Below are 15478 nucleotides of genomic sequence, written 5' to 3'. Positions count from 1 at the left end.
CCGGGTATGCTGCCGCTCCGTGGCGGCACCGCCGCGAGGACGGACGGCGCCGAGGGAACGGATGCGATGCGGCGGTACGGCACGGCACTCCTCGTGGGCCTGCTCGCGCTCCTCGCGTCCACCGGCTGCCGCACCCCGGCCGGGCTGGACGCGGACCTCGTCGACGACTGGCCGGCGCTCGCCGCCCCGCAGCGCTTCGTCCCGGCCGCCGGGGTCTGCCAGCGGGGCACGCAGCACATCGGTTACCTCGGCGGCTACCAGCCGGTCGACTGCGCGCTGCCGCACCACGGCGAGACCCTGCACGTCGGCACCCTCACCGGGGCCCACGCGAGCCCGGCGGCCCCGCCGGCGAGCGGCAGCGCGGCACGGCGCGCGGCCCACGCCGAGTGCGACCGGGAGGTCCACCGGGCCCTCGGCGGCGACTGGCGCGCCGGCCGACTCGATCTGGTGGTCGTGCTGCCCTCCCCCGAGGCCTGGACCGGCGGGGCCCGCTGGTTCCGTTGCGACGTCAGCGAGATCCGTGGCCTCGACGAGCCGGGGGCGGTCCCCCGCACCGGCAGCCTGCGCGGCGCGTTGAAGGGCGACGGCGACCTGCGGCTGCGCTGCTTCGACCCGAGGGTGGCCGACGGCGCCGTCGAGGCGATGGTCCCGGTCGCCTGCACCGCCCGGCACCACGCCGAGTTCGTCGGCGTCTGGCAGGCCGAGGGCGTCAGCCACGCCCAGCTCGGCCGGGGCGACGAGCGGGTGCACCGGGGATGCCTCCGGCTGATCGCGAGGTACACCGGGGTGCCGGACGACGACGCGGTGCGCTTCCGCGCCGGCTCGATCTTCTACCACCCCCGGGAACGCCAGTGGCGCGACGGCAATCGCGGCGTGCAGTGCTTCCTGTGGCTCGACGACCGCGCGCCGACCCGCTCCCTCAAGGGCGCCGGCACCCGTGGGCTGCCGCTGCGCTGAGGCGCCGGACGGGTCGGGAACGCCCGGGCACGGACGGCGGCCCGCGGCTGGGGCGAGCTGGGACTCGTGGCGGAACGCCCCGTCCGCACCCGGACCAGGAGACCCTCACATTCACCGGCCGGGCGGTCAACCAGACCCCGGCCGGGCACGGCCGGACTGTCACAATCCGGCACATCAGGCGGCCCGGCGCGGCTCACCGGTGCGCGACGCGCAGCCGTTCCGTCAGCTCACGGACCTCCGGCAGGTCGCCCCAGCCGGCACACAGCCGGGTGTGCAGGCCGCGCAGCTCGTGCACGATGGTGGTCCGCCCGGTCCGCAGCGCCTCCTGCGCGACGGGCGTCGCCACCTCCACCGCCGCGTCCGGCATCCCCGCGCAGGCGTAGCTGTCCGCCAGCCGCAGGGTGAGCAGCAGGTACGTCGGGCGCATCCGCGCCGGCAGGTGGGCCAGCGACCGTTGGGTGGCGTGCACCGCCCGCCGGGCCGTGGGCCGGTCCCCGGTGTGGGCGGCCAGGTCACGCAACGCCCCGCCGACGGACGACTCGACCCGCACCTCGCCCTCGTCGCCGGTCAGCCACGGCACCTCCGTGCGGTCCCGTTCGTCGAGCCGGGACAGTCCCCGACGGGCCAGCCCGACCTGCCGCCGACACTCGGCCACCCCACCGTCGACGGCGTACGCCCGGGCCTGGTACAGGTGCGACAGCGTCGACATCCAGCCCCGGTTCGGGTCCACCGCCCCGAGCGCCCGGGCGTACGCCAGCGACGACGCGCCGTCGCGGTCCAGCCGGGTCAACGTGCAGTAGTCGGTGAAGAGCATGGCCTGGGCGACCCGGTCGGCGCAGACGCCGGCCCACCGCAGGCCGTGCCCGACCCAGGCCATCCCGACCGCGCTCTGCCCCCGCTGCATCCGCAGCCGGCCGGCGAGCTGGGCGTAGTGGGCGGCGAGGCGCAGCAGGCTGTGCGGGGACCGCCCGGCGGTGTCGACCACCTCGGCCCAGCGCACCAGCAGGTGCAGCACGTGCTCGATGGCGCCGACGACCTCGGTCGAGACACTCTCGACGGTCGCCCGCGTGTAACCCGGCAGCAGCGCGGTCAATCCGTGCACCAGGTCGGGCACCGGCTCGGTCGGCAGCGTCGCCGGGTCGCGCCGGTCGAGCCGGGCCAGCGCCGCCAGCACGTCCCCGGCCGGCGGCACCGGGCAGCCGTCGTCGCCGTGCAACGGGCAGGAGAAACCCCGGTCCGGCAGCCGCAGCGGCCACCCCGGCACACCGGGAGGCGTGACCCGGTCGGCGGTGTCCGCGCCCGGCAGCACCGCGAACAGGGTCGGGTCGCTCGCCGCCAGGTGGGCGCCGCGCCGTCCGGTGGTCGGCCCGGCCAGCGCGGTCAACGCGCCGCCCGTGCGCAGCAGCTCGTCCAGGCGCGCGGGCAGCCCCATCGGTGGCTCCCGCAGGCCGCCCTCCACCTTGCTGATCACGCTGTGGTGGTAGCCGACCCGCAGGCCGAGCTGACCCTGGGTCAGCCCGGCCCGGCGCCGCCACGAGCGCAGCTCCCGACCGAACTCCACCCACCGTTCGGCCCCACGGCCCTCCATCGCCCCTCCCGATCGCCCGGGTCCGACCGGTCCGGGTCGAGTGGTGGTGGACTATAGCAGCCGATCGGGGCAGGTCAATGGGGCTGTGGAGGCCCGCTCGGGCTCAGCCCCGGCGCAGCACCGCCAGGAACATCGCGTCGGTGCCGTGCCGGTGCGGCCAGAGCTGCACCGTCGGGCCGTCGCCCAGCCCCGGCATGCCGGCCGGCAGCAGGGTACGGGCATCGACGAAGTCGGCCGGCACCGCGGCGCGGCGGGCCGCCTCGGTCACCGTCACGTGCGTCTCCACCGTGTGCGGCGAGCAGGTCACGTACGCGACCAGGCCACCGGGGCGCGTGGCGCGCAGCGCGGCGGTGAGCAGCTCCCGCTGCAACCGGGTCAGCGGCGGCAGGTCGGACGGCTGACGCCGCCACCGGGACTCCGGCCGACGGCGCAGCGACCCCAGCCCGGTGCAGGGCGCGTCCACCAGCACCCGGTCGAAGTGCCCCTCCGGCAGCTTCGGGTCGGCGCCGACGGTCCGCCCGTCGGTGTGCAGCACGTTCACCGGCAGGCCCCGGGTGGCCTGCTCGACCAGCCGGGCCCGGTGCTCGGAGACCTCGACGGCGGTCAGCCGCGCGCCGCGCTGCGCGGCGAGCGCGCCGAGCAGGCCGGACTTGCCGCCGGGACCGGCGCACAGGTCGAGCCACCGCCCGTCCGGGCCGTCCAGCGGGGCGTGGGCCAGGGCGTGGGCCACGAGTTGGGAGCCCTCGTCCTGCACGTGCACCCGCCCCTGGGCCAGCGCCGGCAGGTCGCCCGGCGCGCCGCCGGAGAGGTAGACCGCGTACGGCGAGAACGCGCCGGGCGCGCCGCCCACCTCGTCGGCCAGCTCCACCGGGTCGGCCAGGCCGGGTCGGGCGCACAGGTGCACCGGGGGCCGCTCGTTGTCCTCGATCAGCAGCCGGGTGGTCTCGCCCAGGTCACCGCCGAGCGCCTCGTTGAAGGCCCGCACGATCCACTGCGGATGGCTGTACGCCAGGGCGAGGTGCCCGATCGGGTCGGTCTCCATCGGCGGGGCGAGCTTCGCCACCCAGGCGTCGGCGTCGCGGCCGGACACCTCGCGCAGCACCGCGTTGGCGAAACCGGTGGCGCCGGGCCCGACGGCGCGGACCAGGTCGACGGTGGACGACACCGCCGCGTGCGCCGGCACCCGGGTGTGCAGGAGCTGGTACGCCCCGAGCCGCAGCGCGTCGCGTACCGGCGGGTCGATCCGCTCGACGTCGCGGCCGGCCGCGTCGGTGAGGATCGCGTCCAGGGTGCCGAGGTGGCGCAGCGTGCCGTAGGTCAGCTCGGTGGCGAAGGCGGCGTCCCGACCGGTCAGCCCCTCCTCGCGCAGGATCGACGGCAGCACCAGGTTGGCGTACGCGTCGTCCCGGTGCACCGCGGCGACCGCCTGGTAGGCGGCGTACCGGGGCAGGTCGACGGCCGGGCCTGGACGGCCACCACGCCGGTCGGCGCCGGCCCGGCCGCCACCGGACCGGTCGCCACGGAAGCCGCCCGGACGGTCGCCGCGCGGCGCGTCGGCACGGCGGGGCGCGGACCGGTCGTACCGGTCACCACGGGGGGCGGCGCCGCGACCGGCGGACCGGTCCCCGCGGGGGTTGTCGGAGCGGAAGCTGTCGGGACGGTCCGAGGGGGCGCTCACGCGAACACCTCGCCGGCGGCGACCCGGGCGCCACGTGCCCAGTCGCTCGCCGACATGGCCTTCTTGCCGGCCGCCCGGACCTCGCCGAGCCGCACCGGCGCCGTCGCGGTGCCGACCAGCACCCGGGACTTCTCCGTGAGCAGCTCGCCCGGCTTCAGCTCGGGGCCGTCCGACACCGGGGTGACCGGGCCGAGCTTGACCCGCTCGTCGCGGAAGGTCGTCCACGGGCCGGGGGCGGGGGTGCAGGCGCGGATGCGCCGGTCCACCGCGAACGCCGGGTCGCTCCAGCGCACCCGGGCGTCCTCCACCGTCAGCTTCGGCGCCAGCGACACCCCGTCGGCCGGCTGCGGCTCGGCGCGGGCCGTGCCCGCCTCGATCGCGTCGAGGACGGCCACCAGCAGACCGGCCCCGGAGTGGGCCAGCCGCTCCAGCAGGTCGCCGGAGGTGTCGGTGGGGCGGATCTCGTCGGTGAGGGTGCCGTACACCGGGCCGGTGTCCAGCCCCTGCTCCAGCTGGAAGACGCTGGCGCCGGTCAGCTCGTCGCCGTGCAGCACGGCGTGCTGCACCGGGGCCGCGCCCCGCCAGGCGGGCAGCAGCGAGAAGTGCAGGTTGATCCAGCCGTGCCGGGGGATCTCCAGGGCGACCGGCGGCACCAGCGCGCCGTAGGCGACCACGGGGACGCAGTCCGGGGCCAGCTCGCGCAGCCGGTCGAGGAACTCCGGCTCCCGGGGCCGGGCCGGGGTGAGCACCTCGACGCCGTGCTCGTCGGCCCAGGCGCCGACGGGCGAGCGGACCAGGTTACGACCACGGCCGGCGGGGGCGTCGGGCCGGGTGACCACGGCCAGCAGCTCGTGCCCGGAGGCGTGCACGGCGGCCAGGGCGGGCACGGCGACGGCCGGCGTACCGGCGAAGACCAGGCGCATCCGGGTCACCGCCCCAGGCCGAAGGGGTTGCCGGCGGCGTGCGGGCTCAGCTTGACCGTGGGCGGGGCGCCCGGGTCGTACCAGTCGGCCTGGCGGATGGCCTTCATCGCCTGCTTGCGCCCGGCCGGGTCCAGCCGGTCGACGAAGAGCACCCCGTCGAGGTGGTCGGTCTCGTGCTGCACACAGCGCGCCATCAGCCCGGTGCCGACGATCTGCAACGGGTCGCCGTAGCCGTTGAAGCCCTTGGCGACGACGTTCTGCCGGCGCCTGGTGTCGAAGTAGAGCCCGGGGATGGAGAGGCAGCCCTCGGGGCCGTCCTGTTCCTCCTCGTCGGGGAACTCCAGCACCGGGTTGACCAGGTGGCCGAGGACGTCGTCGACGTCGAAGGTGAACACCCGCAGGCCCACCCCGAGCTGCGGTGCGGCCAGGCCGGCCCCGCCCTGCTCGCGCATCGTGTCGGTGAGGTCGGCGATGAGCCTACGCAGCTCGACGTCGAAGTCGACGACCGGATCGGCCGGCGTGCGCAGCACCGGATCCCCGAACAGACGGATGGGCTGGACGGTCACTCGGTGTGGCTCCTTCGGCGGGACGGACGGATGCCGTACCAGTCTACGGAGTGCCGGGGGCGGTCCCGGCCGGCGTACCGCGATGCGCCGCCGCCGACGCCGTGTCGATGGTCACCGGCAGGGTCTCGTAGCCGCGCAGGGTGAGCCGGGTCCGGTGCCGGGGCCGGCCGGCGAGCGCGAGGCCGGGCAGCCGGCGCAGCAGCAGCGGGAAGGCGACCTGCGCCTCCAGCCGGGCCAGCCCGGCGCCGAGGCAGTAGTGCGGCCCGGCCCCGAACGACAGCGGGTGCGACGGGGGCCGCCACGGGTCGAACCGCGCCGGTCGCGGGTAGCGCCGCGGGTCCCGGTTGGCCGCGCCGAGCAGCAGCAGCGTCCAGCTGCTGGCGGGCAGGTCGATCCCGCCCACGGTCGCCGGGGCGGTGTTGACCCGGGTGGTGAGCTGCACCGGCGAGTCGTAGCGCAGCAGCTCCTCCACGTGGTCGGCGGCGAGGTCGGGGTGCGCGCGCAGCGCCTGCGCGGCGCGGGGGTGGTCGAGCAGCACGACCAGGCCGTTGCCGAGCAGGTTGGTGGTGGTCTCGAAGCCGGCGACCAGCAGCACCACCAGGTTCGCCAGCAGCTCGTCGCCGGAGAGCCGGCCGCCGTCGGCGTCGTGCACCTGCACCAGGGCGGTGGTCAGGTCGTCGGCGGGCGCGCGGCGGCGGTCCTCGACCAGCGCGGCGAAGTAGCCGGTCAGCTCGGCGGCGCCCCGGTCGGCGACGGCCAGCTCGTCGAGGGTGATCTCCGGCTCCAGCACCCCGGTCAGGTCGGCCGCCCAGCGACGGAACAGCGGCCGGTCGGCCGCCGGAACGCCGAGCAGCGCGCAGATCACCCCGACCGGCAGCGGGTACGCGAAGTCGGCCAGGAAGTCGACCGGCTCCCCGGCGCGGGCCCGCCCCAGCATCGTGTCGACCAGCTCGTCGGCCTGGGCGGCCACCACGTCCCGCATGGCGGCGATCCGGCGCGGGGTGAACGCCCCGGCCGCGAGCCGCCGCATCCGGCTGTGGTCGGGCGGGTTGGTGCGCAGCATGGAGCGGGAGATGGCGGCGACGGCGGGGCTGTCGCGCCAGCCGGGCAGGAACTGGTCGCGCAGCGCGTCGTCCATCACCCCGAAGCGGGGGTCACGCAGGATCTCGTCGGCCTCGGCGTAGCCGGTGACCGCGAAGAAGACCGGCCCGGCCCGGGCCACCGGCCCGTGGGCGCGCAGCAGCTCGTAGGTGGGGTACGGGTCGATGCGCCCCGGCGGCGACATGAGCAGGGCGAGCGCCTCGGCTGGGTCCATGACCGGCCTCCCGCGTCGATGCGTCGGAAGGCTCCATCATGCGCGCCCGGGCGCCGCCGGGGCGACCCCGGACCGGTCAGGCGCCGGCGCCCGGCTCCCCCGCCAGGACAGCGTCGCCGCCGAGCAGGGCGTGCTCGGGCAGCGGCAGGGTGATGCCGTGCGCGGCCTCCCAGTCGTGGATCGTCGACGGGCGGGCGTGGGCGGCGAAGTAGTCGATCGCGCTCATGCCGCCGACGACCGGCTCGTCGACCTCCGCCACGAGCTGGGCCGGCACCAGGTGGAAGCCGTTCTGCAGGGCGGCGCTGAGCCGACGGTGGCCGTCGACGACGAAGTAGTACTCGCCGGTGTAGCCGATCCGCAGCGGCTCCAGGGCCTCGTCGCCGGCCTCGGCCACCTCCCCGACGAACTCCGAGTCCCAGAGCCCGCGCAGGGTGGCGATGTCCTCGGTGGGGAAGACCCGGGCCGGGTCGAGCAGCAGCAGCGGCGGGGCCTGGTCGAGCACGTCGGCGCCGAGCCGTCCCTCGTACACGTCGATGATGTGCGCGATCACCTCGGCCGCGGTGGCCCGGGTGCTGTCGCAGATCAGGTCGTAGTTGCGCAGCCGGGCCTTGTCGACGCCGTAGCGGACGATGAACCGGCTGCGCTCGCTCTCGCTGCGCTCCCGGAGCTTGGCCTTCGCCTCCTCCAGCGAGGTGTAGCTCTCGGCCGGGCCGGAGGGGCGCAGCAGCACCCGGCGGGCCGCCTCGCCCGGTTCGGTGATCATGTGCACCTTGAGCGCGTCGGTGAAGAAGTGCCAGGCCAGCCGGGAGTCCATCACCAGCGACTCGCCGGAGGCGGCGATGTCGCGCTGCAACTGGTCGACGTAGCCGTCGACGGCCTGGTCCAGCTCGGCGTGCAGGTTGAGCTGGAGCGCGGTCATCTGCCGCTCCTGGGCCATCTGGCGGTAGAGGTCGCCGACGCTGACCCGGCGCATCCCGAGCCGCTCGGCGATCTCGACGGAGACGGTGCTCTTGCCGCTGCCGAGGTCACCGTTGAAGACGATCGATTTACGGACGGTCACGACTGGTCCACCCCTGATCACCGGCTGATTGACATCATCGATTCGGCACCGGACCGGCGCCTTCCGCCATCGTCGCGCCATTCGTGCGCCCGGGCATGACGGGCGATGCTATCACGCACCTGCCAGCCATTTGCCGGACGCGGTGTGCGACGGTGACGCTCCGCAACGGCCGGCCGACCCGTCGGAGTGCCCGGGGTCACCCGCCGGGACGGCGGCGGGCGGCCCTCAGAACAGGCTCAACGGGTCGACCTGGAGCCGGACCGGTTCGGCGGCCTTGCGGGCGCTGCGCACCCCGGCCGCGATGTGCAGCGCCTCGGCCAGGGCGGCGGCCCGGGCCCGGGGCACCCGGACCAGCATCCGCTCGCGGCCCTCGTCGGCCGGCACCGGGCCGAGCACCTCGGCGTCGTCGGGCAGCCGGGCCTCGGCGAGCAGGCCGGCCACCGCCTCCGCCGTGCCGGTGACGCTGGCCATCTTCATCGCCGGCGGGAAGCCCAGCTCCCGCCGCTCGGCCAGTTCCCGGGCGGCGAACCAGGCCGGGTCCCAGCGCAGCAGCGCCTGCACCGGGGCGAGCGCCCCGTCGGCGACCACGACCACCCGACCGCCGGCCGGGCCGGGCCGGGCCAGCGCGGCGGCGCTCAGCCAGCGACGCAGCGCCTCCTCACCGGCGCGCAGGTCGGCCCGGGTGAGCAGGGCCCACGAGTCGAGCAGCAGCACCGCCCCGTAGCCGCCCTCGGCGGGCGGCTCCGCGCCCGGGGTGGCGATCACCAGGCCCGCGCCGCCGGGCACCGCGCCCAGCACCTCCTCCCGGCCCGAGGTGCGCACCGGCACGCCGGGGAAGGCCCGGCCCAGCTCCTCGGCGGTGCGCCGGGCCCCGGTGACCGAGGCGCGCAGCCGCCGCCCACCGCACTCCGGGCAGGCGTACGCGGCGGCGACCCGGCCGCACCAGCGGCAGGCGGGCGTGCCGTCGGCCGAGGGCAGCGCCAGCGGACCGGCGCAGTGCGGGCAGCGGGCCGGGGTACGGCAGTGCGCGCAGGCGACCGCCGGGAGGTAACCGCGGCGGGGCACCTGGACCAGCACCGGGGCGTCCGCACGCAGGGCGTCGCGGGCGGTGGTCCAGGCCAGGCTGGGCAGCCGGGCGGTGGCCGCGCCGGGGTCGCGGGCCAGTTGCGGGTCGTCGCCGGTGGGGGCGATGGCCGGGGTACGCGCCCGCACGGTCGCCCGGTCGGCGACCACCTCGCGGGCCCAGCCGGTCTCCACCAGCAACTGCGCCTCGGCGGTACGGGTGAACCCGCCGACCAGGGTGGCGGCCTCGGCGAGCCGGGCGCGGGTCAGCAGCACGTCCCGGGCGTGCGGGTACGGGGCCCGGGGCTCGGCGTGCAGGTCGTCGCCGTCGTCCCAGATCGCCACCAGGCCGAGCCGGTCGACCGGGGCGAACATGGCCGCCCGGGTGCCGATCACCACGGGCACGTCGCCGCGCCGCGCGGCGAGGAAGGCGCGGTACCGGCGGGCCGGGCCGAGGGCGGCGGAGAGGCAGGCGTGCCGGCCGGGCCCGAGCGTCGCGGTGAGCGCGGTGTCCAGGCGGTCGAGGTCCCGGGCGTCGGCCACCACCACGACCGCGCCCCGGCCACCGGCGACGGTGGCGGCGACCGCGTCGGCGTACCGCGCCGCCCAGTCCTCACCGGCCAGGGCCGACCAGACCGCGCGGGGGGCCCGTCCCTCGGCGAGCGCCCGCAGGTACGCCGGGCCGGCCGGGTAGTCCCGCCACCCGCGCGGATCGACGGCCGGGGCGGCGCCGGGGTCGGGTGTCGGGTGACCGGCGGACGGTGTGCCGGGACCGGTGGCGGCGGACGCGCCGGCCGCTCGGGTCCCGCCGCCGGCCGGGACGGTGCCGCCGCCGGTCGGGGCCATGCTCCGGGCGGTGCCGTCGCCGGTCAGGGCCACGCTCCGGGCGGTGTCGTCGCCGGTCAGGGCCACACCTCGGGCGGTGCCGCCGGCGGTCGGGGCCACGCCCGGGGCGGCGTCGTGGGTGTCCGGGGTGTCGCGGGGCTCCTTCTCGACCCGGGCGTGCCGGGGCGGGACGGCGAGGCGGAGCACGTCGGCGAGGCTGCCGGCGTACCGGTCGGCGACCGCCCGGGCCAGCCGGGCGACCTCCGGCGCGAGCACCGGCTCCGGGGAGACGACCTTCTCCAGGTACGCCAGCCGGGGGTGGGCGGACTCCGCGACCCGGTCCAGCAGCCAGCCGTCCACGAGCTGACCGGCGAAGCGGACTTTCACCCGGACCCCGGGGCGCGCCTCGGCGTCCAGCTCGGCGGGGACCAGGTAGTCGAAGGGGCGGTCCAGGTGCGGCAGCGGCACGTCCACGCAGACGCGAGCGACCGGCGACCCGTCAGCGGGTCGCCGGTCGCTGCGCCTGGTGCCGGTCAGGCTCCCGCGGCCGACTTGAGGTCGGCGGCCCGGTCGGTGTTCTCCCAGGTCAGGTCCGGCAGCTCACGGCCGAAGTGGCCGTACGCGGCGGTCTGCTGGTAGATCGGGCGCAGCAGGTGCAGGTCCCGGATGATCGCGGCCGGACGCAGGTCGAACACCTCGGCGACGGCCTTCTCGATCGCGGCGACCGGCACGTTCTCGGTGCCGAACGTCTCGATGAACAGGCTCACCGGGTGCGCCTTGCCGATCGCGTACGCGACCTGCGCCTCGCAGCGCTCGGCCAGCCCGGCGGCCACCACGTTCTTGGCCACCCAGCGCATCGCGTACGCCGCCGACCGGTCCACCTTCGACGGGTCCTTGCCGGAGAACGCGCCACCACCGTGCCGCGCGTACCCGCCGTAGGTGTCGACGATGATCTTCCGCCCGGTCAGACCCGCGTCACCCATCGGGCCACCGATCTCGAACCGGCCGGTCGGGTTCACCAGCAGCCGGTAGCCCTCGGTGTCCAGACCGAGGCTCTCCAGTTCCGGCGCGATGACGTGCTCGCGCACGTCCGGGGTCAGCAACGACTCCAGGGAGATGTCCGCGGCGTGCTGGCTGGAGACGACCACCGTGTCCAGCCGAACCGGACGCAGACCGTCGTACTCGATGGTGACCTGGGTCTTGCCGTCCGGACGCAGGTACGGCACCGTGCCGTCCTTGCGCACCGCCGCCAGCCGACGCGCCAACCGGTGCGCCAACGCGATCGGCAGCGGCATCAACTCGGGCGTCTCCGAGCAGGCGAAACCGAACATCATGCCCTGGTCACCGGCGCCCTGCGCGTCCAGCGCGCTCTCCGACGCGCCGGTACGCAGCTCGAAGGCGTTGTCGACGCCCTGGGCGATGTCGGCGGACTGCTGGCCGATGGAGACGCTGACGCCGCAGGACGCGCCGTCGAAGCCCTTCTTCGACGAGTCGTACCCGATCTCCAGGATGGTCTCCCGGACGATGGTCGGGATGTCCGCGTACGCCTTGGTGGTCACCTCGCCGGCGACGTGCACCTGACCCGTCGTGATCAGGGTCTCCACCGCGACACGGCTGTGCGGATCCTTGGCGAGCAGGGCGTCGAGGATGCCGTCGCTGATCTGGTCGGCGATCTTGTCCGGGTGGCCTTCCGTGACCGATTCGGACGTGAAGAGACGTGTCACGGTACTCCTAATCACTTGATCTCGGTGGAACAGTTCGCTCGCGGCAGTTTAGCCATCCCGGTTCCAGGGTGACTTGGGAACACGGATGTGACCAGTGTTCAGGATCGGTCGGCCAGCCGCGCGACCACGAGGTCCCAGACGCTGTCGGCCAGCTCCTCCTTCGCCTGCTCCGGCAGCGTGTGCAGGGAACCGTCCGCGCCGATGACGGTGGCCGCGTTGGTCTCGGCGCCGAAGACCTTGTCGACGCCGACCTCGTTGACCACGACGAGGTCCGCACGTTTGCGGACGAGCTTGGCCCGGCCGTTGGCCTCGGCGTCGCCGGTCTCGGCGGCGAAGACCACCAGCACCTGCTCGGGGCGGCGGCGTCGGCCCAGCTCGGCGGCGATGTCGGGGTTGGTGACCAGTTCGATGGTGGGCGCGCTGCCGTCGTCCGACTTCTTGATCTTGCCGGGGGCGTACGTCGCCGGCCGGAAGTCCGCCGGGGCGGCGGCCATCACCACCACGTCGGCGTCGGCGGCGGCCTCCAGGGTGGCCTTGCGCAACTCCTCGGTGGTGCCGACGCGGACCAGATCGACGCCGGCCGGGTCGGGCAGGGCGACGTTCGCCGAGACCAGGGTGACCCGGGCGCCCCGGGCGACCGCCGCGCGGGCGAAGGCGTACCCCTGTTTGCCGGAGGAGCGGTTGCCGAGGAACCGGACCGGGTCCAGCGGCTCGCGGGTGCCCCCGGCGGTCACCACCACGTGCCGGCCGGCGAGGTCGGCCGGGGCGTCGACGCCGCGGGCGAGGGCGCGGCGGGCCACCGCGAAGATCTCCGCCGGGTCGGGCAGCCGCCCCTTGCCGGTGTCGGCGCCGGTGAGCCGGCCGACGGCGGGCTCGATCACCCGTACGCCCCGGGACCGCAGCGTGGCGACGTTGGCGACGGTGGCCGGGTGCTCCCACATCTCGGTGTGCATCGCCGGGGCGAGCACCACCGGGCACCGGGCGGTGAGCAGCGTGTTGGTGAGCAGGTCGTCGGCGAGGCCGTGGGCCGCCTTGGCGAGCAGGTCCGCCGTGGCCGGCGCGACCACCACCAGGTCCGCCCGCTGGCCGAGCCGGACGTGCGGCACCTCGTGCACGTCGGACCAGACGTCGTCGGCCACCGGACGGCCGGAGAGCGCCGCCCAGGTCGGCGCCCCGACGAACCGGAGCGCCGACGCGGTCGGCACGACGCGGACCCGGTGACCCGACTCGGTGAACAGCCGCAGCAGCTCACACGCCTTGTAGGCGGCGATGCCGCCACCGACCCCCAGGACGATCTCGGCGGACATCGGCGCGCGGGGGTGTTACGGCTGGTCGGTCGGCTCGGCGGTGAGCAGGCCCGCGTTGATCTCGCGCATGGCGATGGAGAGCGCCTTCTCCTGCGGGGTGGTCTCCACGAGCGGGCCGACGTACTCCAGCAGACCCTCGCCGAGCTGGCTGTAGTAGGCGTTGACCTGGCGGGCCCGCTTGGCGGCGAAGATCACCAGCGCGTACTTCGAGGTGGTCTTCTCGAGCAGCTCGTCGATCGGCGGGTTGGTGATGCCCTCGGGGTTGGCGATGGATCCCACGAAAATTAACCCTCTGCGTCTGTTGTGTCCGCGCGAGCGCGGCGGGTCGCTCAACCGCGCAGTCGCGGCCGGGCGGGAGCCGGACAGGAAGAACCGAGCAAGCCTACCAGCTCACCCACGGCCCGCTCGGTGCGGTCGTGCACGACGGTGTGTCCGACGGCTGCGGCGAGCGCCGGGTCCGGACCGCGTCCCGGCGGCGTCAGCAGCACCAGTCGGACGTCCGGCAGGGCCTCCCGGACGGCGAGCGCGCCGGGCAGGTCGAGCGGGAGCAGCACCGGCCACCCCTGCGCCAGCCGGGCCCGCAGCGGCTCGCGGGGCGTGCCGCGCAGGTGCGGTCCCAGCCGGAACCACTCCAGCAGCTCGCCGGCGGCGACCATCCGGTCGAACTCGGCGGGCGTGACGAAGAGCCGGTCCACGCCGTCGGCCTCGCCGGGGCGGCACGGCCTGGTGGTGACCGGCACCGGCACCCACACGGACGGAGAACGCGCCCGGACCAACTCGACGACACCGTCCCGGCCGGCACCCGAAGGTCCGGTCAGGACGGTGAGCCGAGCCGCCGGGCGCGTCTCGTCATCCGTGCTCACCGCTTGTTTCTACACGGTGGCGGCGATCAGTTCGCGGCGAACTCTCCAAGCAGCGCCTTGCGCTGCTGCTCGCCCAGGCCACGCAGGCGACGGCTGTCGGCGATCTTGAGCTTCTCCATGATCTGGGTGGCCCGGATCTTGCCGATGCCCGGCATCGCCTGCAGGACGGCCGAGACCTTCAGCTTGCCGACGACGTCGTCGGACTCGGCCCGCTCAAGGACGGCGGCGAGGGTGGTCTTGCCCTGCTTGAGCTGCTCCTTCAGCTCAGCACGGGCCTTGCGGATCTCCGCAGCCTTCTCCAGCGCGGCAGCGCGCTGCTCGGGGGTCAGTGACGGGAGCGGCACCAGTTCTCCTCAGGTCCCTATCGCGACGGGCGGAACGCGCCGCCGCTCTGTGAAACGTGGTGTCGCTGGCAACCAAAGGGGTCCGTGGTTACCAGCGCGGGGAAAACTAGCGGTCGACGGCGCTTTCGGCAACGTGGGCACGCGAAGATCAACGTAAAGTGACCGAGCCGTCAGTCAGCCAGAACGCCCCGGCAGTCGGCCAGGACACGCTCCGCGGCGGCCCGCAGGGCGGCCGGATCCGGGCCGGCGCCCAGCACCTCGCGCGAGTACGACGGGAGCACCGACGGCAGGCTCGACCCGAACACGGTACGCAGGTCGGCGGCCGTCGCGCCCTGCGCGCCGAGGCCCGGGGCGAGCAGCGGACCGTTGACCCGGGAGAGGTCGTGGCCGGTGTCGCCGATCGTCGCCCCGACCACCAGCCCGAAGCTGCCGAGCGGCTGCGCACCCGCGTTGAGCTGGGAAATCTCGTCGATGACGGTCTGCGCGACGGTGCGTCCGTCGGCGCCGTGCGCCCGCTGCACCTGCGCCCCCTCGGGGTTCGAGGTGAGCGCCAGCACGAAGACGCCGCCACCGTGCGTGGCCGCCAGCTCGAACATCGGCGCCAACGATCCGACGCCCAGGTAAGGACTGGCGGTCACCGCGTCGACATACAGCGGAGCGGCCGGATCGAGGTACGCCGAGGCGTACGCCGCGACGGTGGAGCCGATGTCGCCGCGCTTGACGTCAAGCAGAACGAGCGCGCCCGATTCTCGCAACTGTCGGATAGTTGACTCTAGAATCCCGACACCCCGGGCACCGAAACGCTCGAAAAAGGCCGACTGGGGCTTGACGACCGCGACCTGGTCACCGATCGCCTCGACGACCGTCCGGGCGAACCGGTCCAACCCGTCGACGTCGTCGGGCAGCCCCCAGCGGGCCAGCAGCCCGGGATGCGGGTCGATGCCCACGCAGAGCGGTCCCCGCTCGGTCACGGCCCGGTGCAGCCGGACACCGAAGGTCTCCATCCGTCCCTCTCCTCCACACGCTCGTGCGCGCCGGCGTCCGCCGGCCCGTCCCCTCATCGGGCCGGCGTCCCCGCACCGGCCCCGCTCCGGCCCCGTCCTCGGACCGGCGTCCCCCCGGCCCCGGCCCCGTACTCCGGGCCGGCGTCCCCGGCCCCGTACTCCGGGCCGGCGTACCCGCACCGGCCCGTCCTCCGGCCGGCGTCCCGGGCCGGCCCCGCTCTCCCCGGCGTCCCCCACCGGCCGGCAGGCCCGCCGCACGGGC

The 15478-nt window shown here is 75.5% G+C and carries 14 protein-coding genes; 1 reads left to right on the top strand and 13 read right to left on the bottom strand.

Features of this window, described 5'->3' with window-relative positions; all coding sequences use genetic code 11:
• The first annotated feature begins 66 nt into the window (after window positions 1-66).
• A complete protein-coding gene (locus tag GA0070614_RS26480; RefSeq protein ID WP_088978497.1) occupies window positions 67-957 on the top strand; it encodes a septum formation family protein in 891 nt (296 codons plus the stop codon).
• A 193-nt stretch (window positions 958-1150) separates the two neighbouring features.
• Here GA0070614_RS26480 and GA0070614_RS26475 read toward each other — a convergent pair whose 3' ends face one another.
• The 13 genes from GA0070614_RS26475 to pyrF all read right to left on the bottom strand — a co-directional run bounded on the left by GA0070614_RS26475 (window position 1151) and on the right by pyrF (window position 15216).
• Entirely contained in the window at window positions 1151-2545 is a 1395-nt protein-coding gene (locus tag GA0070614_RS26475) for a helix-turn-helix domain-containing protein (RefSeq protein ID WP_088978496.1), read from the bottom strand.
• A 103-nt stretch (window positions 2546-2648) separates the two neighbouring features.
• Window positions 2649-4223 carry a transcription antitermination factor NusB gene (locus tag GA0070614_RS26470; protein ID WP_231933391.1) on the bottom strand — a complete coding sequence of 525 codons (1575 nt, stop codon included), beginning with the start codon at window positions 4221-4223 and terminating at the stop codon, window positions 2649-2651.
• Entirely contained in the window at window positions 4220-5146 is a 927-nt protein-coding gene (fmt, locus tag GA0070614_RS26465) for a methionyl-tRNA formyltransferase (RefSeq protein WP_088978495.1), read from the bottom strand. The genes GA0070614_RS26470 and fmt overlap by 4 nt, the downstream gene beginning before the upstream one ends.
• Window positions 5147-5151: 5 nt before the next feature.
• Window positions 5152-5712: a peptide deformylase gene (gene def / locus GA0070614_RS26460; protein WP_088978494.1), complete on the bottom strand. Its 561-nt coding sequence runs from the start codon at window positions 5710-5712 to the stop codon at window positions 5152-5154.
• Window positions 5713-5755: 43 nt separating this feature from the next.
• Window positions 5756-7027 (bottom strand): cytochrome P450, encoded by a 1272-nt coding sequence (locus tag GA0070614_RS26455; protein WP_088978493.1) that lies wholly within the window; start codon window positions 7025-7027, stop codon window positions 5756-5758.
• A gap of 76 nt (window positions 7028-7103) precedes the next feature.
• On the bottom strand, window positions 7104-8087 hold the full coding sequence (locus GA0070614_RS26450) for an AAA family ATPase (RefSeq protein WP_088978492.1): 984 nt from the start codon (window positions 8085-8087) through the stop codon (window positions 7104-7106).
• A gap of 225 nt (window positions 8088-8312) precedes the next feature.
• Window positions 8313-10448, bottom strand: coding sequence for a primosomal protein N' (locus GA0070614_RS26445; protein ID WP_088978491.1), 2136 nt, complete (start codon window positions 10446-10448; stop codon window positions 8313-8315).
• A gap of 59 nt (window positions 10449-10507) precedes the next feature.
• Entirely contained in the window at window positions 10508-11698 is a 1191-nt protein-coding gene (metK, locus tag GA0070614_RS26440) for a methionine adenosyltransferase (RefSeq protein ID WP_088978490.1), read from the bottom strand.
• Between the two features lie 98 nt (window positions 11699-11796).
• On the bottom strand, window positions 11797-13005 hold the full coding sequence (gene coaBC / locus GA0070614_RS26435; RefSeq protein ID WP_088978489.1) for a bifunctional phosphopantothenoylcysteine decarboxylase/phosphopantothenate--cysteine ligase CoaBC: 1209 nt from the start codon (window positions 13003-13005) through the stop codon (window positions 11797-11799).
• 15 nt (window positions 13006-13020) lie between these two features.
• Window positions 13021-13284, bottom strand: a complete 264-nt coding sequence (rpoZ, locus tag GA0070614_RS26430) for a DNA-directed RNA polymerase subunit omega (RefSeq protein WP_088978488.1) — start codon at window positions 13282-13284, stop codon at window positions 13021-13023.
• A 50-nt stretch (window positions 13285-13334) separates the two neighbouring features.
• On the bottom strand, window positions 13335-13868 hold the full coding sequence (locus GA0070614_RS26425) for a nucleoside/nucleotide kinase family protein (protein ID WP_088978487.1): 534 nt from the start codon (window positions 13866-13868) through the stop codon (window positions 13335-13337).
• A 26-nt stretch (window positions 13869-13894) separates the two neighbouring features.
• Window positions 13895-14212, bottom strand: a complete 318-nt coding sequence (mihF, locus tag GA0070614_RS26420) for an integration host factor, actinobacterial type (protein ID WP_088962722.1) — start codon at window positions 14210-14212, stop codon at window positions 13895-13897.
• A gap of 170 nt (window positions 14213-14382) precedes the next feature.
• The gene (pyrF, locus tag GA0070614_RS26415) at window positions 14383-15216 is read right to left on the bottom strand and encodes an orotidine-5'-phosphate decarboxylase (protein WP_088978486.1); all 834 of its coding nucleotides are present in this window, start codon (window positions 15214-15216) and stop codon (window positions 14383-14385) included.
• Window positions 15217-15478 lie beyond the last annotated feature (262 nt).

The sequence above is a fragment of the Micromonospora coxensis genome, from assembly GCF_900090295.1.
GTDB classification, from domain to species: domain Bacteria; phylum Actinomycetota; class Actinomycetes; order Mycobacteriales; family Micromonosporaceae; genus Micromonospora; species Micromonospora coxensis.
This window is presented reverse-complemented; position numbering and strand designations above follow the sequence as displayed.

Excerpts from the sequence above, each read along its gene's own strand:
- coaBC (WP_088978489.1), bottom strand. The coding sequence starts at position 13,005 with ATGTCCGCCGAGATCGTCCTGGGGGTCGGTGGCGGCATCGCCGCCTAC.
- pyrF (WP_088978486.1), bottom strand. The coding sequence starts at position 15,216 with ATGGAGACCTTCGGTGTCCGGCTGCACCGGGCCGTGACCGAGCGGGGA.
- GA0070614_RS26480 (WP_088978497.1), top strand. The coding sequence starts at position 67 with ATGCGGCGGTACGGCACGGCACTCCTCGTGGGCCTGCTCGCGCTCCTC.
- GA0070614_RS26455 (WP_088978493.1), bottom strand. The coding sequence starts at position 7,027 with ATGGACCCAGCCGAGGCGCTCGCCCTGCTCATGTCGCCGCCGGGGCGC.
- fmt (WP_088978495.1), bottom strand. The coding sequence starts at position 5,146 with ATGCGCCTGGTCTTCGCCGGTACGCCGGCCGTCGCCGTGCCCGCCCTG.
- GA0070614_RS26475 (WP_088978496.1), bottom strand. The coding sequence starts at position 2,545 with ATGGAGGGCCGTGGGGCCGAACGGTGGGTGGAGTTCGGTCGGGAGCTG.